This window comes from Pseudomonas sp. NY15374, assembly GCF_048068255.1.
Classification (GTDB): domain Bacteria; phylum Pseudomonadota; class Gammaproteobacteria; order Pseudomonadales; family Pseudomonadaceae; genus Aquipseudomonas; species Aquipseudomonas machongensis.
Window position 1 is genome coordinate 44,214 of record NZ_JBLUPZ010000004.1, and the last position, 21,711, is coordinate 65,924.

At 63.7% G+C, this 21,711-nt stretch carries 20 protein-coding genes; 18 read left to right on the forward strand and 2 right to left on the reverse strand.

Annotated features, from left to right (window positions below):
- Positions 1 to 101: 101 nt before the first annotated feature.
- The 18 genes from ACNFHO_RS11065 to ACNFHO_RS11150 all read left to right on the forward strand — a co-directional run bounded on the left by ACNFHO_RS11065 (position 102) and on the right by ACNFHO_RS11150 (position 18,241).
- A complete protein-coding gene (locus ACNFHO_RS11065; protein WP_416766268.1) occupies positions 102 to 1,190 on the forward strand; it encodes an efflux RND transporter periplasmic adaptor subunit in 1,089 nt (362 codons plus the stop codon).
- On the forward strand, positions 1,187 to 2,254 hold the full coding sequence (locus ACNFHO_RS11070; RefSeq protein ID WP_416766270.1) for an efflux RND transporter periplasmic adaptor subunit: 1,068 nt from the start codon (positions 1,187 to 1,189) through the stop codon (positions 2,252 to 2,254). Before ACNFHO_RS11065 ends, ACNFHO_RS11070 begins: the two co-directional genes overlap by 4 nt.
- The gene (locus tag ACNFHO_RS11075; RefSeq protein ID WP_414154490.1) at positions 2,251 to 5,301 is read left to right on the forward strand and encodes an efflux RND transporter permease subunit; all 3,051 of its coding nucleotides are present in this window, start codon (positions 2,251 to 2,253) and stop codon (positions 5,299 to 5,301) included. Before ACNFHO_RS11070 ends, ACNFHO_RS11075 begins: the two co-directional genes overlap by 4 nt.
- Positions 5,302 to 5,531: 230 nt before the next feature.
- A complete protein-coding gene (gene oscA / locus ACNFHO_RS11080; RefSeq protein WP_016489716.1) occupies positions 5,532 to 5,714 on the forward strand; it encodes a sulfur starvation response protein OscA in 183 nt (60 codons plus the stop codon).
- Positions 5,715 to 5,759: 45 nt separating this feature from the next.
- Positions 5,760 to 6,767 carry a sulfate ABC transporter substrate-binding protein gene (locus ACNFHO_RS11085; RefSeq protein ID WP_416766273.1) on the forward strand — a complete coding sequence of 336 codons (1,008 nt, stop codon included), beginning with the start codon at positions 5,760 to 5,762 and terminating at the stop codon, positions 6,765 to 6,767.
- Positions 6,768 to 6,920: 153 nt separating this feature from the next.
- Positions 6,921 to 7,739: a sulfate ABC transporter permease subunit CysT gene (gene cysT, locus ACNFHO_RS11090; protein ID WP_054891099.1), complete on the forward strand. Its 819-nt coding sequence runs from the start codon at positions 6,921 to 6,923 to the stop codon at positions 7,737 to 7,739.
- Positions 7,740 to 7,752: 13 nt separating this feature from the next.
- Positions 7,753 to 8,625: a sulfate ABC transporter permease subunit CysW gene (gene cysW / locus ACNFHO_RS11095; protein ID WP_125931150.1), complete on the forward strand. Its 873-nt coding sequence runs from the start codon at positions 7,753 to 7,755 to the stop codon at positions 8,623 to 8,625.
- Positions 8,626 to 8,628: 3 nt separating this feature from the next.
- Positions 8,629 to 9,618 carry a sulfate/molybdate ABC transporter ATP-binding protein gene (locus ACNFHO_RS11100; RefSeq protein ID WP_054891101.1) on the forward strand — a complete coding sequence of 330 codons (990 nt, stop codon included), beginning with the start codon at positions 8,629 to 8,631 and terminating at the stop codon, positions 9,616 to 9,618.
- Positions 9,619 to 10,037: 419 nt separating this feature from the next.
- Positions 10,038 to 10,838, forward strand: a complete 801-nt coding sequence (locus ACNFHO_RS11105; RefSeq protein ID WP_063541728.1) for an energy transducer TonB — start codon at positions 10,038 to 10,040, stop codon at positions 10,836 to 10,838.
- Positions 10,839 to 10,874: 36 nt separating this feature from the next.
- Positions 10,875 to 11,597 (forward strand): MotA/TolQ/ExbB proton channel family protein, encoded by a 723-nt coding sequence (locus tag ACNFHO_RS11110; RefSeq protein WP_054891103.1) that lies wholly within the window; start codon positions 10,875 to 10,877, stop codon positions 11,595 to 11,597.
- 1 nt (position 11,598) lies between these two features.
- Positions 11,599 to 12,000 (forward strand): ExbD/TolR family protein, encoded by a 402-nt coding sequence (locus ACNFHO_RS11115; protein WP_054891104.1) that lies wholly within the window; start codon positions 11,599 to 11,601, stop codon positions 11,998 to 12,000.
- 286 nt (positions 12,001 to 12,286) lie between these two features.
- On the forward strand, positions 12,287 to 12,868 hold the full coding sequence (locus tag ACNFHO_RS11120) for an alpha/beta hydrolase (protein ID WP_416766277.1): 582 nt from the start codon (positions 12,287 to 12,289) through the stop codon (positions 12,866 to 12,868).
- A 60-nt stretch (positions 12,869 to 12,928) separates the two neighbouring features.
- A complete protein-coding gene (locus tag ACNFHO_RS11125; RefSeq protein WP_151926463.1) occupies positions 12,929 to 13,876 on the forward strand; it encodes a sigma 54-interacting transcriptional regulator in 948 nt (315 codons plus the stop codon).
- A 186-nt stretch (positions 13,877 to 14,062) separates the two neighbouring features.
- Positions 14,063 to 14,848, forward strand: a complete 786-nt coding sequence (locus ACNFHO_RS11130) for a MetQ/NlpA family ABC transporter substrate-binding protein (RefSeq protein ID WP_112899459.1) — start codon at positions 14,063 to 14,065, stop codon at positions 14,846 to 14,848.
- Between the two features lie 442 nt (positions 14,849 to 15,290).
- A complete protein-coding gene (locus ACNFHO_RS11135) occupies positions 15,291 to 15,956 on the forward strand; it encodes an amino acid ABC transporter permease (RefSeq protein ID WP_065864006.1) in 666 nt (221 codons plus the stop codon).
- On the forward strand, positions 15,937 to 16,596 hold the full coding sequence (locus ACNFHO_RS11140) for an amino acid ABC transporter permease (RefSeq protein WP_416766280.1): 660 nt from the start codon (positions 15,937 to 15,939) through the stop codon (positions 16,594 to 16,596). Before ACNFHO_RS11135 ends, ACNFHO_RS11140 begins: the two co-directional genes overlap by 20 nt.
- A complete protein-coding gene (locus ACNFHO_RS11145) occupies positions 16,593 to 17,366 on the forward strand; it encodes an amino acid ABC transporter ATP-binding protein (RefSeq protein ID WP_063541717.1) in 774 nt (257 codons plus the stop codon). Before ACNFHO_RS11140 ends, ACNFHO_RS11145 begins: the two co-directional genes overlap by 4 nt.
- A complete protein-coding gene (locus tag ACNFHO_RS11150) occupies positions 17,363 to 18,241 on the forward strand; it encodes a transporter substrate-binding domain-containing protein (RefSeq protein ID WP_054891111.1) in 879 nt (292 codons plus the stop codon). Before ACNFHO_RS11145 ends, ACNFHO_RS11150 begins: the two co-directional genes overlap by 4 nt.
- Before the next feature lie 42 nt (positions 18,242 to 18,283).
- Here ACNFHO_RS11150 and ACNFHO_RS11155 read toward each other — a convergent pair whose 3' ends face one another.
- Positions 18,284 to 19,102: an alpha/beta fold hydrolase gene (locus tag ACNFHO_RS11155; RefSeq protein WP_125931157.1), complete on the reverse strand. Its 819-nt coding sequence runs from the start codon at positions 19,100 to 19,102 to the stop codon at positions 18,284 to 18,286.
- Positions 19,103 to 19,264: 162 nt separating this feature from the next.
- Positions 19,265 to 21,631, reverse strand: a complete 2,367-nt coding sequence (locus ACNFHO_RS11160) for a penicillin acylase family protein (protein WP_416766282.1) — start codon at positions 21,629 to 21,631, stop codon at positions 19,265 to 19,267.
- Between the last annotated feature and the right edge of the window lie 80 nt (positions 21,632 to 21,711).

The following is a 21,711-nucleotide window of genomic DNA, read 5'->3' on the forward strand; positions in this document are numbered from 1 at the left end:
CGCCGATCCAAAGCCGAACCCCACCAGTGCCGTTTATTGAACCCTGGACTACGCTGACAGTCGCATCCCACGAATCATTTGCGCGCAAGCAAGGAGCCTGCATGACGTTTACGCGTGCGCTGTTGGTTGTTTGCCTGGGGTTGTTGTCAGTGCTGTCAGGCTGCAAGGAACAGGCGTCCAGCCCTGAACTGCCACGCGTCGGCGTGGCACGGGTCGAACCTACCGATTTCGCCGCCAACGTCACCCTCACCGGTGATGTGCAGGCGCGCGTACAGACCGACCTTTCATTTCGCGTGGGCGGCAAGATCATCGCCCGCAGCGTCGACGTGGGCGACCACGTCAAGACCAACCAGGTGCTGGCGCGCCTGGACCCGAAAGACCTGCAGAACAATGTCGACTCAGCCAAGGCCGAGGTATTCGCCGAGCAGGCGAGGGTCACCCAGACCCGCGCCGCCTTCGTGCGTCAGCAGAAACTGTTGCCCAAGGGCTACACCAGCCAGAGTGAATACGACTCGGCTGAAGCTGCCCTGCGCAGCAGCCAGAGCGCGCTCAAGGCGGCCCAGGCACAACTGGCCAATGCCCGCGAGCAATTGAGCTACACCGACCTAGTGTCCGAGGCGGATGGGGTGATCACCGCGCGCCAGGCCGAGGTTGGCCAGGTAGTGCAGGCGACCATGCCGATCTTCAGCCTGGCCACCGACGGCGATCGTGATGCCGTCTTCAACGTCTATGAGTCGCTGCTGGTGTCGCCACCCAGCGACGAGGGCGTGATCGTCCGGCTTGTGGATAACCCCAAGGTGCAGGCCGAAGGACGGGTTCGCGAGATCACCCCGACGGTGTCTGCCGAGAGCGGTACGGTGCAGGTCAAGGTGGCGCTGCGTAACGTGCCGGCTGCCATGCAGTTGGGCTCGCCGGTAACCGCCACGGCTCACGCCCAGGGGCGCCCAAGCATCGAATTGCCCTGGTCGGCGCTGACCAAGGCGCTGCATGAGCCGGCGGTGTGGGTGGTGGGCGAGGGCGACAAGGTCGAACTGCGCAAGGTCCAGGTGGCGCGTTATCTCACCGGACGCATCGTCATCAGCGACGGCGTGAAAAGCGGCGAAACCGTGGTGGTCAGTGGCGGCCAGGTGCTGCATCCGGGTATGCAGGTGCAGAAAGTCGACGCCAAGAGCCCCGGAGGTGAGCCATGAGACCCTTGCTGGTGTTGCTTGCCGCAGCCACCCTGCTGCCCGGTTGCAAGGGCGATGAGCCGGCGCCCGAGCCCGTACGGCCGGTGCTATCGACCCTGGTCGAGCCACAGATGCAGTCGCAGCTCGGTCGTTTTGCGGGCACCATCCAGGCACGCTTTGAAAGCACCCTGGGCTTCCGAGTGTCCGGGCGCATTGCGAGGCGCTGGGTGGACGTGGGCGCGCAGGTAAAACCGGGCGACACCCTGGCCACCCTCGATCCCACCGACCAGCAGAACCAGCTGCGCGCCGCCGAAGGCGACCTGGCGCGAGTCCAGGCGCAATGGATCAACGCCCAGGCCAATGCCCGCCGCCAGCAGCAGTTGTATGACCGCGGCGTCGGCGCCCAGGCCCAGCTGGACATTGCCCAGACCGACCTGAAGACCACCGGCGCCTCGCTCGAGCAGGCCCGTTCGGCGGTCAGCCAGGCACGCGACCAGCTCGGCTACAGCACGCTCAAGGCCGACCATGGCGCCGTGGTCACGGCCTGGCGCGCCGAAGCCGGGCAGACGGTCAGTGCCGGCCAGGAAGTGGTCACGCTGGCGCGCCCGGACGTCAAGGAGGCGGTGATTGACCTGCCGATCTCAGTCGCCGAGCAGTTGACCCCGTCGCTGGTGTTCACCGTGGCATCGCAACTGGAGCCGGCCATCAGCACCACCGCCACGCTGCGCGAGCTTGAGCCGCAGGCCGATGCCACTACCCGCACCCGACGTGCGCGGCTAAGCCTGGCCAGTACGCCGCAGGCGTTCCACCTCGGCACCGCTATCAGCGTCACGCTCAGCTCGGCGATCGCGCCGCGCACCGAGCTGCCGGCCACCGCCCTGCTGGAGCGAGACGGCAAGACCCAGGTCTGGGTGGTCGATCCGCAGCACAAGACCGTGTCCACCCGTGAGGTCACACTCGTGGAGCGCAGCGAACGGCGCGTTGTGCTGGGCGCCGGTGTGCAGCCGGGCGAACGGGTGGTGACGGCGGGTGTGAACAGCTTGAAGCCGGGCCAGCAGGTCAAATTCGACGAGGACGCACGATGAAAGGAAGCTTCAACCTGTCGGACTGGGCCCTGAAGCACCAGTCCTTCGTGTGGTACCTGATGTTCGTCGCCTTGCTGATGGGCGTGTTCTCCTACATGAACCTGGGCCGGGAAGAAGACCCGTCCTTCACCATCAAGACCATGGTGATCCAGACCCGCTGGCCCGGTGCGACCCAGGACGAAACCCTTTACCAGGTGACCGACCGGATCGAGAAGAAGCTCGAGGAGCTGGACTCGCTCGACTACGTCAAGAGCTACACCCGGCCCGGCGAGTCGACGGTTTTCGTCTACCTGCGCGATACCACCCAGGCCGAGGATATCCCGCAGATCTGGTACCAGGTGCGCAAGAAGATCCAGGACATCCGCGGTGAATTCCCCCAGGGCCTGCAAGGGCCGGGTTTCAACGACGAGTTCGGTGATGTGTTCGGCTCGATCTACGCCTTCACCACCGATGGCCTGGACCTGCGCCAGTTGCGCGATTACGTCGAGCAGGTGCGCGCCGAAGTGCGCGAGGTGCCGAATATCGGCAAGGTCGAAACCATCGGCGTGCAGGATGAAGTGCTGTACCTGAACTTCTCCACCCGCAAGCTGGCGGCGCTGGGCATCGACCAGCGCCAGGTGATGCAGGCGCTGCAATCGCAGAATGCGGTGACTCCGGCCGGGGTGATCGAAGCCGGACCAGAGCGCATCTCGGTGCGCACCACCGGCCAGTTCGCCTCGGAGAAGGACCTGCAGGTGGTCAACCTGAGAATCAACGACCGCTTCTTCCGCCTGGCCGACATCGCCGATATCGAGCGCGGTTTCCAGGATCCGCCCGCCCCCATGTTCCGCTACAACGGCCAGTCGGCCATCGGCCTGGCGATCGGCATGAAGAAGGGTGGCAACATCCAGGCGTTCGGCAAGGCACTGCGCGACAAGATGGACAGCATCACCGCTGAGCTGCCGGTGGGTGTGGGCGTGCATACCGTGTCGAACCAGGCCGTGGTAGTCGAGGACGCCGTGGGCGGCTTCACCAGTGCGCTGTTCGAGGCGGTGATCATCGTGCTGGTGGTCAGTTTCATCAGCCTGGGCATACGCGCAGGCCTGGTGGTGGCCTGTTCGATCCCGCTGGTGCTGGCGATGGTTTTCGTGTTCATGGAGTACAGCGGCATCACCATGCAGCGCATCTCGCTGGGTGCATTGATCATCGCCCTGGGCCTGCTGGTCGACGATGCAATGATCACCGTAGAGATGATGGTCACGCGCCTGGAGATGGGCGAGAGCAAGAACGACGCGGCGACCTATGCCTATACCTCGACGGCATTCCCGATGCTCACCGGCACTTTGGTCACCGTTGCCGGCTTCGTGCCCATCGGCCTGAACGCCAGCTCTGCGGGCGAATACACCTTCACCCTGTTCGCGGTGATCGCGGTGGCGCTGCTGGTGTCGTGGGTGGTGGCGGTGTTCTTCGCGCCGGTGCTGGGCGTGCATATCCTCAGCAGCAAGGTCAAACCCCATGATGAGGAACCCGGCCGCATCGGCCGCGCCTTCGAAAGCGGCTTGCTGTGGTGCATGCGCAACCGCTGGCTGACCATCGTTGGCACCGTGGTGCTGTTCGCCCTGGCGGTGTTTAGCATGCGGTTCGTGCAGAACCAGTTCTTCCCGTCTTCGGATCGCCCGGAGATCCTGCTGGAACTGAACCTGCCGCAGAACGCGTCGATCCAGGAAACCCGTCGTGCGGTCGATCGCCTGGAGGCCACCCTCAAGGACGATCCGGACATCGACCACTGGAGTACCTATATCGGCCAGGGCGCGGTGCGTTTCTACCTGCCGCTCGACCAGCAGTTGCAGAACCCGTACTACGCGCAACTGGTCATCGTCAGCAAGGGGCTGGAGCAGCGCAACACGTTGATTCCCAAGCTGCAGGAGCGGCTGCGCAATGATTTCGTCGGCATCGGCACCAATGTGCAATCGCTGGAGATGGGCCCTCCAGTGGGGCGTCCGATCCAGTACCGGGTCAGCGGCAAGGATATCGACCAGGTGCGCAAGCACGCCATCGACCTTGCGACCCTGCTCGACCAGAACCCCAACATTGGCGAGATGATGTACGACTGGAACGAGCCCGGCAAAGTCCTGCGGGTCGAGATCGCCCAGGATAAGGCGCGCCAACTGGGCCTGTCGTCCGAAGACGTCGCCAACGTGATGAACAGCATCGTCACCGGTGCACCGGTGACCCAGGTCAACGACCAGATCTACCTGGTGGACGTGGTCGCGCGCGCCAAGGACAGTGAGCGCGGCTCGCCCGATACCCTGCAGAACCTGCAGATCGTCAGCCCCAGCGGCACCTCGATCCCCTTGCTGTCGTTCGCCACGGTGCGCTACGAGCTCGAACAGCCATTGGTTTGGCGGCGTGACCGCAAGCCGACGATCACCATAAAGGCGTCGGTCAACGGCGAGATCCAGCCCACCGATCTGGTGGCCCAGCTCAAGCCGAAGATCGAAGAGTTCGCCGCTTCGCTGCCGGCCGGTTACGAAGTAGCCACCGGCGGCACCGTGGAGGAGAGCGGCAAGGCGCAGGGGCCGATCGCTCAGGTGATTCCGCTGATGCTGTTCCTGATGGCGACCTTCCTGATGATCCAGTTGCACAGTGTGCAGAAGCTGTTCCTGGTGGTCAGCGTGGCGCCGCTGGGGCTGATCGGCGTGGTCCTGGCGCTGGTGCCGACGGGAACGCCGATGGGCTTCGTTGCGATCCTCGGGATTCTTGCGCTGATCGGCATCATCATCCGCAACTCGGTGATCCTGGTGACCCAGATCGACGAATTCGAGGCCCAGGGCTACTCACCTTGGGACGCGGTGGTCGAGGCGACCAACCATCGGCGCCGGCCGATCCTGCTCACGGCCGCCGCGGCCAGCCTGGGGATGATCCCCATCGCCCGCGAGGTGTTCTGGGGCCCGATGGCCTACGCCATGATCGGCGGGATCATCAGCGCAACGCTGCTGACCTTGCTGTTCCTGCCGGCGCTCTACGTGGCCTGGTACAAGATCCGAGAGCCGCAGGCGCAGAATTGAAGCCTCGCCCCCTGTAGGAGCGGGCTTGCCCGCGAATGCAACAGTGGCTGCACCACGGCATTCGCGGGCAAGCCCGCTCCCACAGCCACCTACTGGGCTGTTCAGTAATTCAGTTATATAAACATTCTTAAACAGTATTTTTAAGAATATCCCGCCGTCACTAAGATTGCCCTCAAGCCAGGCGCAATCCCCTTCCTCTGCCCGGCACCCTTACTCAATGGAGAACGAGCATGAGTGCATCTCTGCGTAGCATCGACGGTCAGGACGAAGCCACCATTCTGCGTGAAATCCAGAGCGCGCTGCGCGACCTGCGCTTCGGTGCAGTGGAGATCACCGTGCACAACGCTCAGGTCGTGCAGATCGAGCGCAAGGAGAAATTCCGCCTGCAGCAGCCCGGCAACAAGTCCGGCTGACTCCGACACATCCAACTAGAAAAAATGCCAATCGGGAGCTTCACCATGTCCATCCGCCGTTATGCGCTCGCCGCTCTGGCCAGTGCCGTTTTTGCCGGTTCCGCCATCGCCAAGGATTACGAACTGCTCAACGTGTCCTATGACCCGACCCGTGAGCTGTACCAGCAGTACAACGCCGAATTCATCAAGCACTGGCAGCAGACGCATCCGGACGACAAGGTGAAGATCCAGCAATCGCACGGCGGCTCGGGCAAGCAGGCCCGCGCGGTAATCGACGGCCTGCGCGCCGACGTGGTGACCCTGGCCCTGGCTGGCGACATCGACGAAGTCGCCAAGCTCGGCAAGACCCTGCCGGAGAACTGGCAGACCCGTCTGCCGGATGCCAGCACCCCCTACACCTCGACCATCGTGTTCCTGGTGCGCAAGGGCAACCCGAAAGGCATCAAGGACTGGGGTGACCTGGTCAAGAAAGACGTCTCGGTCATCACTCCGAACCCGAAAACCTCCGGCGGCGCGCGCTGGAACTTCCTCGCCGCCTGGGCCTATGGCCTGAAATCCGGTGGTAGCGAAGCCAAGGCCAAAGAGTACGTGCAGGAACTGTTCAAGCACGTACCGGTGCTGGATACCGGCGCCCGCGGCTCGACCATCACCTTCGTCAACAACGGCCAGGGCGATGTCCTGCTGGCCTGGGAAAACGAAGCCTTCCTGGCACTGAAGGAAGACGGTGGCAGCGACAAGTTCGAGATCGTCGTGCCGTCGCTGTCGATCCTCGCCGAACCGCCAGTGGCGGTGGTCGACAAGAACGCCGAGAAGAAGGGCAACACCGCGATCGCCACCGAATACCTGAAACACCTGTACAGCCCTGCTGGGCAGAAGATCGCTGCGGAAAACTTCTACCGTCCGCGTGACGAGAAAGTCGCCGCCGAATTCGCCAAGCAGTTCCCGAAACTTGACCTGGTGACTATCGACAAGGACTTCGGTGGCTGGAAAACTGCTCAGCCGAAGTTCTTCAACGACGGCGGTGTGTTCGACCAGATCTACCAGGCGCAGTAAGGCCCGAGGACAGCGGGGCCGCTCTTGCAGGGGAACGCGATCCCTGCAGGAGCGGCCTTGTGCCGCGAATGGGCTGCGCAGCAGCCCCAGGATTCAAAAGTTTGCACCGGCCCGGGATTCTTCCGGGCCAAGTGCGTTCAACCAGGGATATTTATGTCACGTCGCATCTCCCCCGTCATACCCGGCTTCGGGCTGACGCTGGGCTACACCTTGGTGTACCTCAGCCTGATCGTGCTGATACCGCTGGCGGCCATGTTCATTCATGCCTCGCAGCTTACCTGGGAGCAGTTCTGGAACATCATCAGTGCACCGCGGGTCATCGCGGCGCTCAAGCTGAGTTTCGGTACCGCCCTGTTCGCCGCCATCATCAATGGCGTGATCGGCACCCTGCTGGCCTGGGTGCTGGTGCGCTACACCTTCCCCGGGCGCAAGATCATCGAAGCGATGATCGACCTGCCGTTCGCCCTGCCCACCGCCGTCGCCGGTATCGCCCTGACTGCCCTGTACGCCCCTGCGGGCTGGGTCGGCCAGTTCGCCACCGACCTGGGCTTCAAGATCGCCTACACCCCGCTGGGCATCACCCTGGCCCTGACCTTCGTCACGCTGCCGTTCGTGGTGCGTACGGTGCAGCCGGTGCTGGCGGACATCCCGCGTGAGGTCGAGGAGGCCGCCGCCTGCCTGGGCGCCAAGCCGTTGCAGGTGTTCCGCCATGTGCTGGCGCCGGCACTGCTGCCGGCCTGGCTGACCGGCTTCGCCCTGGCATTCGCCCGGGGCGTGGGCGAGTACGGTTCGGTGATCTTCATCGCCGGCAACATGCCGATGAAGACCGAGATCCTGCCGCTGCTGATCATGGTCAAGCTCGACCAGTACGACTACACCGGCGCCACGGCCATCGGCGTGCTGATGCTGGTGGTTTCCTTCATCCTGCTGCTGCTGATCAACCTGCTTCAGCGGCGCATCGAAACCCCTTGAAGGAGGCCCGGTCATGTCTTCGTCATCCATAACTGCAAGCTCCGCCGCCAATGCCGCGCGCCGTGGCAGCGCCACTTCGCGCCGCGTACTGATCGGCCTTGGCTGGCTGGTGTTCGCGCTGTTCCTGCTGCTGCCGCTGGTGATCGTGGTGTCCCAGGCGCTGAAGAATGGCTTCGGCACCTTCTTCGAGGCGATCTTCGAGCCTGATGCGCTTTCGGCGCTCAAGTTGACGCTGCTTGCGGTGGGCATCTCGGTGCCGCTGAACCTGGTGTTCGGGGTCAGCGCCGCCTGGTGCGTGAGCAAGTACAGCTTCCGCGGCAAGAGCTTGCTGGTCACCCTGATCGACCTGCCGTTCTCGGTCTCGCCGGTGATCGCTGGCCTGGTCTACGTGCTGATGTTCGGCGCCCAGGGCCTGCTCGGCCCCTGGCTGCAGGACCACGATATCCAGATCGTATTCGCCCTGCCGGGCATCGTGCTGGCGACCATTTTCGTCACCGTGCCTTTCGTCGCCCGTGAGCTGATCCCGCTGATGCAGGAGCAGGGCACGCAAGAGGAAGAGGCCGCGCGCCTGTTGGGCGCCAACGGCTGGCAGATGTTCTGGCATGTCACCCTGCCGAACATCAAATGGGGCCTGATCTACGGCGTGGTGCTGTGTACCGCGCGGGCCATGGGCGAGTTCGGTGCGGTGTCGGTGGTCTCCGGCCATATCCGCGGCGTCACCAACACCTTGCCGCTGCATGTGGAGATCCTCTACAACGAGTACAACCATGTCGCGGCCTTCAGCGTGGCCAGCCTGTTGCTGATCCTGGCGCTCTTCATCCTGCTGCTCAAGCAGTGGAGCGAGAACCGTATTAACCGCCTGCGCCACAGCGCAGCGGAGGAATAAGTCATGTCGATCGAAGTTCGTAACGTCAGCAAGCGCTTCAACAGTTTCCAGGCCCTGAACAACATCAACCTGGATATCCACAGCGGTGAGCTGGTCGCGCTGCTCGGCCCCTCCGGCTGCGGCAAGACCACCCTGCTGCGCATCATCGCCGGCCTGGAGACGCCGGATGACGGCAGCATCGTGTTCCACGGCGAGGACGTCTCGGGCCACGATGTGCGCGATCGCAACGTCGGGTTCGTGTTCCAGCACTATGCGCTGTTCCGCCACATGAGCGTGTTCGACAACGTCGCCTTCGGCTTGCGCATGAAACCCAAGGGCGAACGTCCGAGCGAGAGCAAGATCGCCGAGAAGGTCCATGAGTTGCTGAACATGGTCCAGCTCGACTGGCTCGCCGACCGCTATCCCGAGCAGTTGTCGGGGGGCCAGCGCCAACGTATCGCCTTGGCCCGTGCCCTGGCGGTGGAGCCGAAGGTGCTGCTGCTCGACGAGCCGTTCGGCGCCCTCGATGCCAAGGTGCGCAAGGAGCTGCGCCGCTGGCTGGCGCGGTTGCACGAGGATATCAACCTGACCTCGGTGTTCGTCACCCACGATCAGGAAGAGGCCATGGAAGTGGCCGACCGCATCGTGGTGATGAACAAGGGCGTGATCGAACAGATCGGCTCGCCGGGCGAGGTGTACGAGAAACCGGCCAACGACTTCGTCTACCACTTCCTCGGCGATTCCAACCGCCTGGCCTTGAGCGAGGGCAACCATGTGCTGTTCCGTCCTCACGAGGTGTCGCTGTCGCGCCATGAGACCGAGGGCCACCACGCTGCCGAAGTCCGCGACATTCGCCCGCTGGGCGCGACCACCCGAGTGACGCTGAAGGTCGAGGGGCAGAGCGAGCTGATCGAGGCTGAAGTGGTCAAGGACCACGACAGCCTGACCGGGCTTGCGCGCGGCGAGACCCTGTTCTTCCGGCCGAAGGTCTGGCAGAAGGTGGCGGATATCTAAGCTGCCGAGTGCATGAAAAACCCGGGTTTGCAGCCCGGGTTTTTTATTGCCTGGGCGAAGGTCGGGGCTCCTGCGCAGCCCTTCGCGAGTAAATCCGCTCCCACAGGCTCCCCCTCGGCTTCAAGGACAGCGCTGTGCCTGTAGTAGCGGGCTTGCCCGCGAAGGGCCGCGCAGCCCTCGCCGGATTTCGATACCTTCCACGAATATTTTGCATGCCGCACGTGCATGATTTTTCCCGATCATCGTTACAGCCCTTGTGCCACGCGGCTTTGCGGGAACCCCTAAAATCTTATATTCGATAAAGGCATAGCTTTAATTTTAAACATTACTTTCAGAGATAAGCCCCTGGAATGGATGATTCAGCCACGAGGACCGGCCAAGGTCCGAAGACCTGCATCACGTTTCCAGGAGTCGATTCAATGGGTAATGTCCAGACGGCCGCGAGGGCCTACGACCAGCCATGGCGCCCGGCCCCGGGCGACCTGGTCGAGCTTGGACGCACGCTTCGCCTGCCGCTGGCGCAGCTGCGCCTGCAGCGCACGCCGGTCAGTGGTCTCAAGCGTCGCGACAAGCTGGCGCTGGGGTTGCTGGTGCTGGTCCTGCATGGCGCTGCGGCCTACTGGGTCAGTCAGCGACCAACCCCCGAGCTGCCGGTGATTCCGCCAGAGATTCCGCCGATGACCATCGAGTTCGCCGCCCCGGCGCCGCCGGTCGTCGAGCCGCCACCGCCTGTGCCTGTGGTCGAGCCGCCACCGCCACCACCACCGGTGGTCGATGAGTTGGCCGCCAAGCCTGCACCGAAGCCGGTACCTAAACCAAAACCGGTGCCAAAGCCCGTACCCAAGCCGCAGCCCAAACCGGTCGAGGCGCCACCACCGGCACCGACCCCAGCGCCTGCACCGCCTGCTCCGGCACCTGCACCACCAGCACCGGCACCGGTCACGCCCGCTTCAGCCAACGCCGCGTACCTGAAGAACCCGGCGCCGGAATACCCGCAACTGGCCCAGCGCCGTGGCTGGGAAGGCACCGTGTTGTTGCGGGTGGAGGTACTGCCTAGCGGCAAGCCGGGGCAGATCCAGATCCAGAAGACCAGCGGCCGCGATGCCCTGGATGCTGCCGCGCTCGCTGCGGTGAAGCGCTGGAGCTTCGTGCCGGCCAAGCAGGGTGACGTGGCCCAGGTGGGCTGGGTCAGCGTCCCGATCGATTTCAAGCTTCGTTAACTCGCGCCATCGAACCGAACATAGGAAGACTTCATCATGAGCCTGTTGGCATCCCCTCTCGAATCCGTTGAAAGCGCCGTCATCTGGCTGCTGGTTGGTTTTTCCGTGGTCACCTGGGCGTTGGCCCTGGTCAAGGTCGTGCAGTTCGTGCGGCTGAAGAACCAGGACAAGCGCTTCCATGCCCAGTTCTGGGCCGCTTCAAGCCTCGACTCGGCAGCCGAGATCAGCCACGAGCAGCCAGGCCCTGCGGCCCGCGTCGCCCAGGCCGGTTATGCCGCCATCGCCGTCGGCGAGCCGGGCCAGGCGGCCGACCTGAGCCATGCGATCAATCATCAGGACCGCCTCGAGCGCGCCCTGCGCCAGCAGATCGTGCGTGAGCGTCGTTCGCTGGAAACCGGCCTGGCCGTGGTCGCCAGTATTGGCAGCACCTCGCCGTTCATCGGTCTGTTCGGCACCGTGTGGGGCATCATGGAAGCGCTCAAGGGCATCAGCGCTGCCGGTTCCGCCAGCCTGGAAACCGTGGCCGGCCCGATCGGCGCGGCGCTGGTCGCCACGGGCGTGGGTATCGCCGTCGCGGTGCCGGCGGTGCTGGTCTACAACTACTTCCTGCGTCGCCTCAAGCTGACCGCTGCCGACCTCGACGACTTCGCCCACGACTTCTACAGCCTGGCGCAGAAGAGTGCCTTCCGCGTCCTGGTTCACCCGACCCTGCAAAAAGCCCAGGCCGGTTTCGGCCAGCCGGTGAAGGAGGCTTCCTGACATGGCGTTCTCGACCCAGGACAGCGACGAAGTCCTCAGTGAAATCAACGTCACGCCGCTGGTGGACGTCATGCTGGTGCTGCTGGTGGTGTTCATCGTCACCGCGCCGCTGCTGACCAACGCCATCCCGATCAACTTGCCCAAGACCGAGGCCGTCGCGCCGGTGGAGCAGAAAGACCCGCTGGTGGTGAGCATCGATGGCGGCGGCAAGCTGTTCATCAACAAGGATGAGATCCAGCCGGACCTGCTGGAAACCAACCTCAAGGCGGCCAGGGAAAAGGACGCGGATGTGCGTGTACAGCTGCAGGCTGACGACGGTGTCAACTACGGCGAAGTGGCGCGGGCGATGGCGGCCATCGAACGTGCCGGGATCAGCAAGCTGGCGGTGATCACCGCGCGTTGATCGGCAATACCCTCTTCAGGCAAGTGCTTCAGGGCCATTTCTCTTGGCAGGGGATGGCCCTTTTTTTATGCACCTCCCTGTAGGAGCGGGCTTGCCCCGCGATGGCGTCCACGCAGGCGACGATGTTGCCCAGGCGGACGTCATCGCGGGGCAAGCCCGCTCCTGCAAAGGGGCGTGCAATTACCTTGATTATGGTTATTAATAAATAGCTTCTTATTCCTTTACGAATATAACTGCCTCCCTATACTTGGTTCCCAAGCACGCAAACTTCCAAGGAGGCGTCCCCATGCGCAATGAGTCGATTCGTTACCTGATTGTGCCGGGCTGGCAAGGATCGCCAGACAATCATTGGCAAAGCCACTGGCAGCGCAGCCTGCCCAACAGCGCCCGGGTCGAGCAGCGAGATTGGCTCACCCCGCAGCGGCGCGACTGGGTGCAGGCGCTTGAGCAGGCGATTGCCGCCGAACGCTCGCCGGTGATCCTCATCGCCCACAGCCTGGGCTGCATCACCGTCGCCCACTGGGCCGCGCAGGCCAGCCATGCGCTGCTGCGCCGGGTGCGAGGGGCGCTGCTGGTGGCGCCAGCGGACGTCGAACGGCCGACCTGCGCGCCGGCCTTGCGCAACTTTGCGCCCATCCCGCTGCACACGCTGCCGTTCCCCAGCCAGGTGGTCAGCTCGGACAACGATCCGGCCGTCAGCGTGCCGCGTGCACTGTACCTGGCCAAGGCCTGGGGTGCGGAAGCGGGGCTGTTGAGCAATGCCGGGCACATCAACGTCAAATCCGGTCACGAGCGCTGGGAACAGGGCTTCGCTTATCTGTATCGCCTGCAAGGCCGGATCGAGCAGCGCTCCCTGCGCCGCGCCTGACCTGGTCTCAACCGATTTCGCTGACTCCCCGGTCGCCTGCGGCCGGGGCGGGAGTTTTCCATGAGTTTCAACAATCCCTTCGGCCAGCCGCTGCTGACGTTCCCCGAGCTGGACAAGAGCCCGCTGAGTATCCGTGCCAAGGCGCTGGTATTCGTCGATGCACGTTCGCAGCAACTGCGCGAAGCGCTCGAACGCCTGGCGCCGCAACCGCTGCCGGTGCTGATCCGTGGTGAGACCGGCACCGGCAAGGAGCTGCTGGCCAGGCAGATCCACCGCGCCAGCGATCGCGCGGGGCTGTTCGTCTCGGTCAATTGCGCAGGCATCAGCCACACCTACGCCGATGCCGAGCTGTTCGGCTACAGCGCCGGTACCCATGGCGGCACGGCCAGCAGTCGCGCAGGCTGGTTCGGTTCGGCCAATGGCGGCACCTTGTACCTGGACGAGATCGCCGACCTGCCGTTGGCCATCCAGGGCAAGCTGCTGGCGGCACTGGAAAACCGCGAGGTCACCCGGGTCGGCGCCCACCAGCCACAGGCCGTGGATGTGCGCCTGGTGGCCGCCTCCAGCATCGACCTGGCCCAGGCAGTGCGTGCCGGGCGCTTCAACGAGCGGCTGTACCTCTATCTGCGCGAGGGCGAACTGGAGCTGCCAGCGCTGCGCCAGAGGGTCGGGGACATCCTGCCGCTGGCCGAATACTTCGTCGGCATCTACAGCGTGCGCCTGGAACGCAGCGTGCCGCTGATCAGCGAAGCGGCGCAGCAAGCGCTGGAAGCCCATGCCTGGCCCGGCAACACCCGCGAGCTGGAGAACGTCATCCACTTTGCCCTGCTGGTGGCCGAGGGCGATGAAATTCTCCCGCAGCATCTGGACCTGCCCGAGCGCGCGCCCCTGACCCGTCTGGCCAGCCAACTCGCGCAACTGGGGCGCAGCCGTGAGCCAGGTACGCTTGCCGCCTTGCGCGAATTGCTGGAGCGAAGCCTGGTCGAACTGAATACATCCGCGCGCTAGAGCGGTCGCCGACGGCTCATAAGCAAAGTGGGTGATGGCTTTTTGTTTTTGGAATAAGCAGCGAATCAAAAGATATTGTTAGGGCATAAAAAATCCCGGTATCGTCCGCTCCACGCCCACTGTCGAGACGGTGCGGCACCTGACTTCGCCATCGTCGATGGCCCCAGCTTGATAACAAGGATCACCATGAAAAAGACCCTGCTGACGACTGCCCTCGCCGCTGCCCTGTCGCTGTCCGGCCTGGCTCACGCCGCCGAAAAACTGGTGGTAGCCGCCACGCCGGTGCCACACGCCGAAATCCTCGAGCTGATCAAGCCGACCCTGGCCAAGGAAGGTGTGGACCTGCAGATCAAGGTCTTCACCGACTACGTGCAGCCGAATGTGCAAGTCGACCAGAAGCGCCTGGACGCCAACTACTTCCAGACGCTGCCGTATCTGAAGAACTTCAACGAAGGCAAGGGTACCCACCTGGAAACCGTGATCGGCGTGCACGTCGAGCCGTTCGGTGGCTACTCGAAGAAGGTCAAGAGCCTGTCGGAGCTCAAGGAAGGCGCCACCGTGGCTATTCCGAACGAGGGCAGCAACAGTGGTCGCGCCCTGCTGCTGCTGCAGAAGGCCGGCCTGATCACCCTGAAGGATCCGAAGAACGCCCTGGCGACGCCGAAAGACATCGCCGAGAACCCGAAGAAACTGAAGTTCCGCGAGCTCGAGTCGGCCATGCTGCCGCGTGTGCTGGATCAGGTCGACCTGGACATGATCAACACCAATTACGCGCTGGAGGCGGGCCTGAACCCGGCCAAGGATGCGCTGGTGATCGAGGGCAGCGACTCGCCTTACGTGAACTTCCTGGTTGCGCGTCCTGACAACAAGGACAGCGAAGCCATCCAGAAGCTGGCCAAGGCCCTGACCAGCCCTGAAGTGAAGGCCTTCATCGAGAAGAAGTACCAAGGTGCGGTGCTGCCGGCGTTCTGATTTGCCCGGTTAGTGCTTCACATGAAAACGCCGACACTGCTGTGTCGGCGTTTTCGTTTGGAAACCGAAACCTTCAACGCTGCCCGGAAAGCGCCTTGCGCAGGGCCAGCAACCACTGAAGCTGTTCATTCGAAACGGGCGTGCTTGGGCTGTTCATTGTTGTCGTCCGTGTGAGCCTGGTTGGCCGATCAGTCTGAAGTCCTTTTGAGAGGTATTTCGAAGGAAAGATCCGTGGCAGATGTATGAAATTTCCGGTTAGCCCGTCGGGTGATATCAATATGCAATAAAGGTATTTAGAGAAAGATTTTTATGCCTTTAGAGTCTACCCATCGTGCTTACCCGCACACACCTTTTCATCGTCCACGACGCTGAGCCAACCTCGCGTCGAGCCCGGAAACTTGCCCATGTCGTACCTCCGTGACCCTGTGCCGAGGCGTTATCCATGACCTTCGACACTGCCTTCATGCTTAGCACACTCCCCGCATTCCTCAAGGCCGTTGGCGTCACCCTGCAGGTCGGGCTGATCGCCATCGCCACCTCGCTGCTGGTCGCCGTGTTCAATGCCGCCGTCCTGGTGTTTCGCACCCCCTACCTGTGGCGGCTGGTCAAAGGCTATGTGGAGCTGGCGCGCAACACGCCGCTGCTGATCCAGTTGTTCTTCGTCTATTTCGCACTGCCGACACTGGGTTTGAAAGTATCCGGCTTCGCTGCGGCGATCATCACCATGACCTTCATGGGCGGCGCCTACCTCACCGAGGTGCTGCGGGCGGGTGTCGAAGCGGTACCACGGGCGCAGCTGGAGTCCGGGCGCTCCATCGGCTTGTCCGAGGGCCAGCTGCTGCGCCACGTGATCCTGCCCCAGGCCGGCATCCTCAGCTTGCCGGCGCTGTTCGCCAACTTCATCTTCCTGCTCAAGGAAACCACCGTGGTCTCGGCGGTGGCGGTGCCGGAAATCCTCTACACCACCAAGAACTACATCGCCCTGTACTACAAGACCTACGAAATGCTCGCAGTGCTGACGTTGCTCTGCGTGCTGCTGTTCCTGCCGTTGTCGCTCCTGCTGCGCCACCTCGAAAGGAGGCTGCAACATGGCCAGTTCGGCAATTGAGCTGCTGCTGGTGTCCTTGCCGCAACTGGCCAAGGGCGCCGGACAGACCCTGGCGATCTCGGCCCTGGGCATCGTTTTCGCCACCCTGGGCGGTGTGCTCTATGGCGTGCTGGCCACGTTGGGCAAGCGTGCGGTGAACATCGCCGTGCAGGTCTACCTGGAGCTGTTTCGTGCAATACCGGTGCTGGTCTGGCTGTACCTGGTGTTCTTCGGGTTGCCGATCTTCTTTTCGCTGAGCATCCCCAGCTTCTGGTGCGCGGTGCTGGTGCTGGGGCTGTGGGGCGCCAGCGAGGTGGGCGAGGTGGTACGCGGGGCGCTGGCTTCGCTGCCGCGCGGCCAGCGCGAGGCGGGGCTGTCGATCGGTCTTTCGGGCCTGCAGTTGTATGGGCACGTGCTGTTGCCGCAGGCGCTCAAGCGCATGACGCCACCCACCATCAATATCTACACACGGATCGTCAAGACCAGCTCGCTTGCCGTGCTGATCGGCGTCGTCGACGTCATCAAGGCCGGCCAGCAGATCATCGAGCGCACCTACGAGTCGGTGCTGATCTACGGCGTGCTGTTCCTGTTCTTCTTTTTCATCTGCTACCCGCTTTCCGCCGCCTCGCGCGCGCTGGAACGCCGCTGGGCCCACTCATGAGCGCATTGATCGAATTCCAGGGTTTCAACAAGTTCTTCGGCGAGCACCAGGTGCTCAAGGATGTCGACCTGCAGGTTCAGGCCGGTGAAGTGGTGGTGATTCTCGGCCCCAGTGGCTGCGGCAAGAGCACCTTGCTGCGTTGCCTGAACGGTCTGGAGGAGGCCCATGGCGGTAGCCTGCGCCTCGATGGCCAGGAACTGCTTGGCTCCGGCACCGACTGGCGCCAGGTCCGCCAACGGGTGGGCATGGTGTTCCAGAGCTATCACCTGTTCGGCCACATGAGCGTGATCGACAACCTGCTGCTCGGCCCGCTCAAGGTGCAGAAGCGCGAGCGCGCCGAAGCCCAGGCGCAGGCCGAGGCGTTGCTGGCGCGGGTGGGGTTGCTGGACAAGCGGGACGCCTTCCCCCGGCAGTTGTCGGGTGGCCAGCAGCAGCGCATCGCCATCGTTCGTTCGCTGTGCATGAACCCGCAGGTGATGCTGTTCGACGAGGTCACCGCAGCCCTGGACCCAGAGATGGTCAAGGAGGTGCTGCAGGTGATCCAGGGCCTGGCCCGGGACGGCATGACCCTGCTCATCGTCACCCACGAAATGGCCTTCGCCCGTGCGGTGGCCGACCGTATCGTGTTCATGGAGGCCGGCAGGATCCTTGAACAGAGCGACCCCGAGAGCTTCTTCAGCCAACCGCGGACCGCACGCGCGCAGCAGTTCCTGGACAAATTCTCCTTCGTCGAAAGCCTGCCGAAGACACTACACAAGGAACTGTCATGAAAACTGCCCACTTCACCAAACTGCTGGCGCCGCTGTTCGGCCTGGCCTTGCTGGCCGGTTGCGACAAACCCGCCGAGCCGGGCAAGTCGGCTGCGGCGACGTCTGCACCGTCCACCAGCTACCTGGAAACCATCAAGGCCCGCGATAAGCTGATCGTCGGCGTCTTCACCGACAAGCCGCCGTTCGGCTTCGTCGACGAGAGCGGTCGCTACGTGGGCTTCGACACCGATATCGGTCGTCGCTTCGCCAAGGACCTGCTCGGCGACGAGAACAAGGTCGAGTTCGTGGCCGTGGAACCGGCCAGCCGCATTCCATTTCTGCAGAGCGACAAGGTCGACCTGATCCTCGCCAACATGACCGTCACCCCGGAGCGCAAGGAAGCGGTCGATTTCACCAACCCCAACCTGCGTGTGGCGGTGCAGGCCATCGTCGCCGATGGCAGCCCGGTGAAAGCCCTTGATGACCTGGCCGACAAGACCATCATCGTCACCACCGGCACCACCGCCGATATCTGGCTGACCAAGAACCACCCGGATTGGAAGCTGCTCAAGTTCGAGAAGAACAGCGAATCGCTGCAGGCCCTGGCCAATGGTCGTGGCGATGCCTATGCCCAGGACAACCTGATCCTGTTCAGCTGGGCCAAGCAGAACCCAGGCTACCGCGTGTTGCCAGAATTGCTGGGCGACGAAGCTCCGATCGCCCCGGCGGTGAAGAAGGGCAACACCGAGCTGCGTGACTGGGTCAATGCCGAGCTGGCCAAACTGGGTGAGGAGAAGTTCCTGCTCAAGCTGTATGACCAGTACGTGCGCAAGGAACTGAGCGATGACACCAAGCCTGAGAGCGTGATCGTCGAAGGCGGCAAGTGGCAGGGGTGAGTTAAGGCCCAGTCGCGGGGCTGCACTGCAGCCCCGGCGATATCAGCGGTTACGCGGCAACCAGTTCAACAGGAACTCATTCACCACCTTCGGGTTCTCCAGGCTGGAGATATGCCCTGCGAATGGAATCTGCGCTGCCAGGCAGCCGATGATCCGTGCCATTTCGTTGCTTTCGGCAGGCGGACGCGGGATGTCCTGGTCGCCGCAGACCACGATGGTCCGCTCTGCCGGCAACTCGCCCAGGCGGCCCAGCAGGTCAGGGCGTCCGAAAATCACCCGCCCCATCGGGTCGAGGCTCTGGCGAATGGCCTCGGCACTGCTGGCCTTGAGGTCGGCGCGGAACTGTTCGCGAATCTCCGGCACCGTCTGGCCGCCGGCATGGAAGAAGATCGGCACCACGATGTCGAGCAGTGGGTCAGGGAAGAACCCTGCGCCGCTGGCGGCATCCAGCAGGCCGAAGTACTTCAGGCGCGTTGCTTCAGGTTCGGCGCCGAGGTAGGTATCCATCAGCACGATGCGGTCAACCCGTTCCGGGTGCTCGATCGCCAGCTCAGCACCCCACATGCCGCCGACCGACAGGCCGACCAGATGGCATTTGTCGATGCCCAGTGCGTCGAGAAACGCCAGGTGCTGGCGTGCCAGCGCGCTCATGTCGGTGGTGGTGGCTGGTGGTGCCTCGGAGTCGCCATGGCCCCAGAGCTCGGGCACCAGCACGCGGAAGTGTTTCGACAGCGCATCGATCTGCGGTTGCCACATCGCGGCAGACCACAGATAGCTATGGCCCAGCAGCACCGGGAAGCCCTGGCCCTGGTCGACGTAGCTCATGCGGGCGCCGTCGATTTCGATGAAGTGCTTTTGCATGAGGAAGGCTCTTGGAAAAAAGGGGCGCTCAGGTTACCTGTTCGCAGTGTGAAACGTTGTGAAACCGGTCATGTTCGGGCTGCGCCTGTGGTGATCTTCTCGCGGGCACGTCGGCGCGCCGAATCGCCGCTCGCACAGACGTGCACCGCCGATGTGCAGTGCTCACTGCCCCTGCGGCACCAAGCGCAAGGTGCTGCGCGCCGGAATCACCCCCATCTGCGCTTTGTGATACCGCCCCTGTACATAATCCTCGGCCTGGTCCGAGTAGTGCCGGTCGAACGGTACGCCACTCTGGCCTACAGGGTTGATGGTCAGCGCTTGCCCGGCATCGGCGAAGTCGATCAGGCGTCGGGTCGAAGGCCCGTAGTTCACCGGCCAGGGCGCTGTGCCGATCTTCGCCGACAGGTTGTTCGGCACCTCGTGGGTGCCCGGTGCGGCGAAGGGGCCGACATTGAACAGCAGGTTCAACGGTTTCTGCTGGCCCAGCGGGTGGTTGTGGGTGAGGGTGTGGGCTTTGCCCCATTGCCAGTCCGCCGGGTCGTTGCCGTACAGCTCGCGCAGATGCGCCAGGCTGCGTTGCCAGGCCTGACGGACGATGGCGGTGCGGTCGGTGCGGTCGTGGCCGCCGCGCAGGTTCCACCAGGGGGAGTCGGCGTCGGCCGCCAGGCGCGGTAGCGCGGCGTCGATGGCGCGTGTGCTGATCAGCACCTGGAACCAGGTGTCGCCCAGCTCGTCATGCAGGGCGGCGAACGCCAGTTCGTAGAGGAACTGGTTGAACAGCGTGGCGCTGGTCGAATCCAGCGGGTAGTCGCCGCGCCATGCGGCCAGCTGTTCGACCAGCTCCTTCTGCTCGTCACCCTCGGCGATCGCACGCAGGGTATTCAACAGCGGCGCCAAGGTACGAGGGCCGTAGTCGGTGCTGGTGTCCAGCTGCAGCGCCTGGCTGTTTTGCACATCCCATTTGACCTGCGGGTCGGCCAGTCGACGATCTAGCTGGCGGCCACGGTCGGGCAGGTTGTAATAGCCGGGGATCGGGATGGCGGCCGGAGGCTGGTAGTTGGCCGAGACGATGTAGCCGCTGGGCGGGTTCTCCTGCTGGGGATTGGCGCTGAAGGGGTAGAAGCCGAGCTTGTCGGCCTGGTGGGTGCTGCCGTCGAGAATGAACGCCGGGTTGACCCCGTCCGGACGAATGGGTAGCTGCGCCGAGGCCCACCAGCCGATGTCACCGCGAGCGTTGGCCCAGACCAGGTTCAGCCCCGGTGCCTGGATCTTCGCCGCGGCCTCGCGCATCTTGCCCAGGGTGTCGGCGCGGTTGACCTGGTAGAAGGCGTCGAGAATAGGGTTTTCGGTTTCCAGGAACGCCCACCACATTGCGATGAGGGTTTGCCCTGCGGTTTCGCCGAGTACATCGTTGACGATCGGCCCATGGGGCGAACGGCGCAGGTTGATGGTCACCGGCGCTTCGCCCTTGACCGCGATCTGTTGCTCGGTCGTCTCCAGCGCACGCCACTGGCCATCGACCATGACCTGGTTGGCGTCGGCGGGATTGGTCTTCTCGGCGATCAGGTCGACGTCGTCGTTCTGGAACATGGTCAGGCTCCAGCCGAAATCACGATTGTGACCGAGCAGGGCGAAGGGGTTCAGCGCCTGGAAATAGCCGTAGAGGTTGAAGCCCGGGGCCGATAGCTCGGCCTCGTACCACACCGCCGGTACCGCGAAGCCGATATGCGGGTCGCCCGCCAGCAGGGGGCTACCACTGCGGGTATGGCTGCCCGCGACGGCCCAGGCGTTGCTGCCTTCGAACTGCGGGATGCCGGCGTCGCCGAGCGCCTGTTGGCTGAGCTGGGCCAGGCCTTCGAGGGTACGCCAGTCACTGGTAGCAAGGGCCTGGCGCAGAGCGCCATCAGGCTGCCAGTCGAGGTCGAAGATCTTCAAATACTCGGGGCCGAGCTGGTCACGAATGTAGGTCAGCGCAGGCTCGGTGCGGAAGGCTGCGGCAAAGCTGTAGGCCAGGTAGCCGGCGATGCTCAGGGTGTCTTCGGCAGTGAAGGGCCGTTCAGGGATGCCGAGGACGTCGAACTCCACCGGTTTGGGATGGCTGGCCTGCCAGCTGTTCACGCCATCCAGGTAGGCCTGCAATGCAATCCATGACGGTGACTGGTGATCCAGGCGTTCGACCATCCGCGCCGCCTGCTCGCGGATGCGCAGGCTGCGAAACAGGGTGTCGGTGGGCACCAGCTTGCTGCCCAGCACTTCGGCCAGCTCACCCCGTGCCAGGCGGCGCACCAGTTCCATCTGGAACAGCCGGTCCTGGGCGTGCACGTATCCCAAGGCACGGTACAGGTCGGGCTCGTTCTGCGCCTGCAGATGCGGTACACCGCGCTCGTCATAGCGCACGCTGACCGGTGCGCTCAAGCCGGTGATAGCCACTTCGCCTTCGCGCTGCGGCAGTTTGCCGTGCACGTACCAGTACGCGCCGGCGGCGGCCATGGCCACGACGACGGCAAGCAGAGTCAGGCTGCGCTTCATAGAATTCCTTATGCCATTGGGGAGGCGGCGATGAGCTGAAAGCGCACTGAGAATAGCTTGCTCGAGCCGGTGATCGTCAA

Coding starts and splice junctions, on each gene's coding strand:
- ACNFHO_RS11155 (WP_125931157.1), bottom strand. CDS start 19,102: ATGCAAAAGCACTTCATCGAAATCGACGGCGCCCGCATGAGCTACGTC.
- ACNFHO_RS11120 (WP_416766277.1), top strand. CDS start 12,287: ATGCGCAATGAGTCGATTCGTTACCTGATTGTGCCGGGCTGGCAAGGA.
- oscA (WP_016489716.1), top strand. CDS start 5,532: ATGAGTGCATCTCTGCGTAGCATCGACGGTCAGGACGAAGCCACCATT.
- ACNFHO_RS11100 (WP_054891101.1), top strand. CDS start 8,629: ATGTCGATCGAAGTTCGTAACGTCAGCAAGCGCTTCAACAGTTTCCAG.
- ACNFHO_RS11130 (WP_112899459.1), top strand. CDS start 14,063: ATGAAAAAGACCCTGCTGACGACTGCCCTCGCCGCTGCCCTGTCGCTG.
- ACNFHO_RS11110 (WP_054891103.1), top strand. CDS start 10,875: ATGAGCCTGTTGGCATCCCCTCTCGAATCCGTTGAAAGCGCCGTCATC.
- ACNFHO_RS11075 (WP_414154490.1), top strand. CDS start 2,251: ATGAAAGGAAGCTTCAACCTGTCGGACTGGGCCCTGAAGCACCAGTCC.
- ACNFHO_RS11150 (WP_054891111.1), top strand. CDS start 17,363: ATGAAAACTGCCCACTTCACCAAACTGCTGGCGCCGCTGTTCGGCCTG.
- ACNFHO_RS11105 (WP_063541728.1), top strand. CDS start 10,038: ATGGGTAATGTCCAGACGGCCGCGAGGGCCTACGACCAGCCATGGCGC.
- cysT (WP_054891099.1), top strand. CDS start 6,921: ATGTCACGTCGCATCTCCCCCGTCATACCCGGCTTCGGGCTGACGCTG.
- ACNFHO_RS11125 (WP_151926463.1), top strand. CDS start 12,929: ATGAGTTTCAACAATCCCTTCGGCCAGCCGCTGCTGACGTTCCCCGAG.
- ACNFHO_RS11065 (WP_416766268.1), top strand. CDS start 102: ATGACGTTTACGCGTGCGCTGTTGGTTGTTTGCCTGGGGTTGTTGTCA.
- cysW (WP_125931150.1), top strand. CDS start 7,753: ATGTCTTCGTCATCCATAACTGCAAGCTCCGCCGCCAATGCCGCGCGC.
- ACNFHO_RS11135 (WP_065864006.1), top strand. CDS start 15,291: ATGACCTTCGACACTGCCTTCATGCTTAGCACACTCCCCGCATTCCTC.
- ACNFHO_RS11085 (WP_416766273.1), top strand. CDS start 5,760: ATGTCCATCCGCCGTTATGCGCTCGCCGCTCTGGCCAGTGCCGTTTTT.
- ACNFHO_RS11070 (WP_416766270.1), top strand. CDS start 1,187: ATGAGACCCTTGCTGGTGTTGCTTGCCGCAGCCACCCTGCTGCCCGGT.
- ACNFHO_RS11160 (WP_416766282.1), bottom strand. CDS start 21,631: ATGAAGCGCAGCCTGACTCTGCTTGCCGTCGTCGTGGCCATGGCCGCC.
- ACNFHO_RS11140 (WP_416766280.1), top strand. CDS start 15,937: ATGGCCAGTTCGGCAATTGAGCTGCTGCTGGTGTCCTTGCCGCAACTG.
- ACNFHO_RS11115 (WP_054891104.1), top strand. CDS start 11,599: ATGGCGTTCTCGACCCAGGACAGCGACGAAGTCCTCAGTGAAATCAAC.
- ACNFHO_RS11145 (WP_063541717.1), top strand. CDS start 16,593: ATGAGCGCATTGATCGAATTCCAGGGTTTCAACAAGTTCTTCGGCGAG.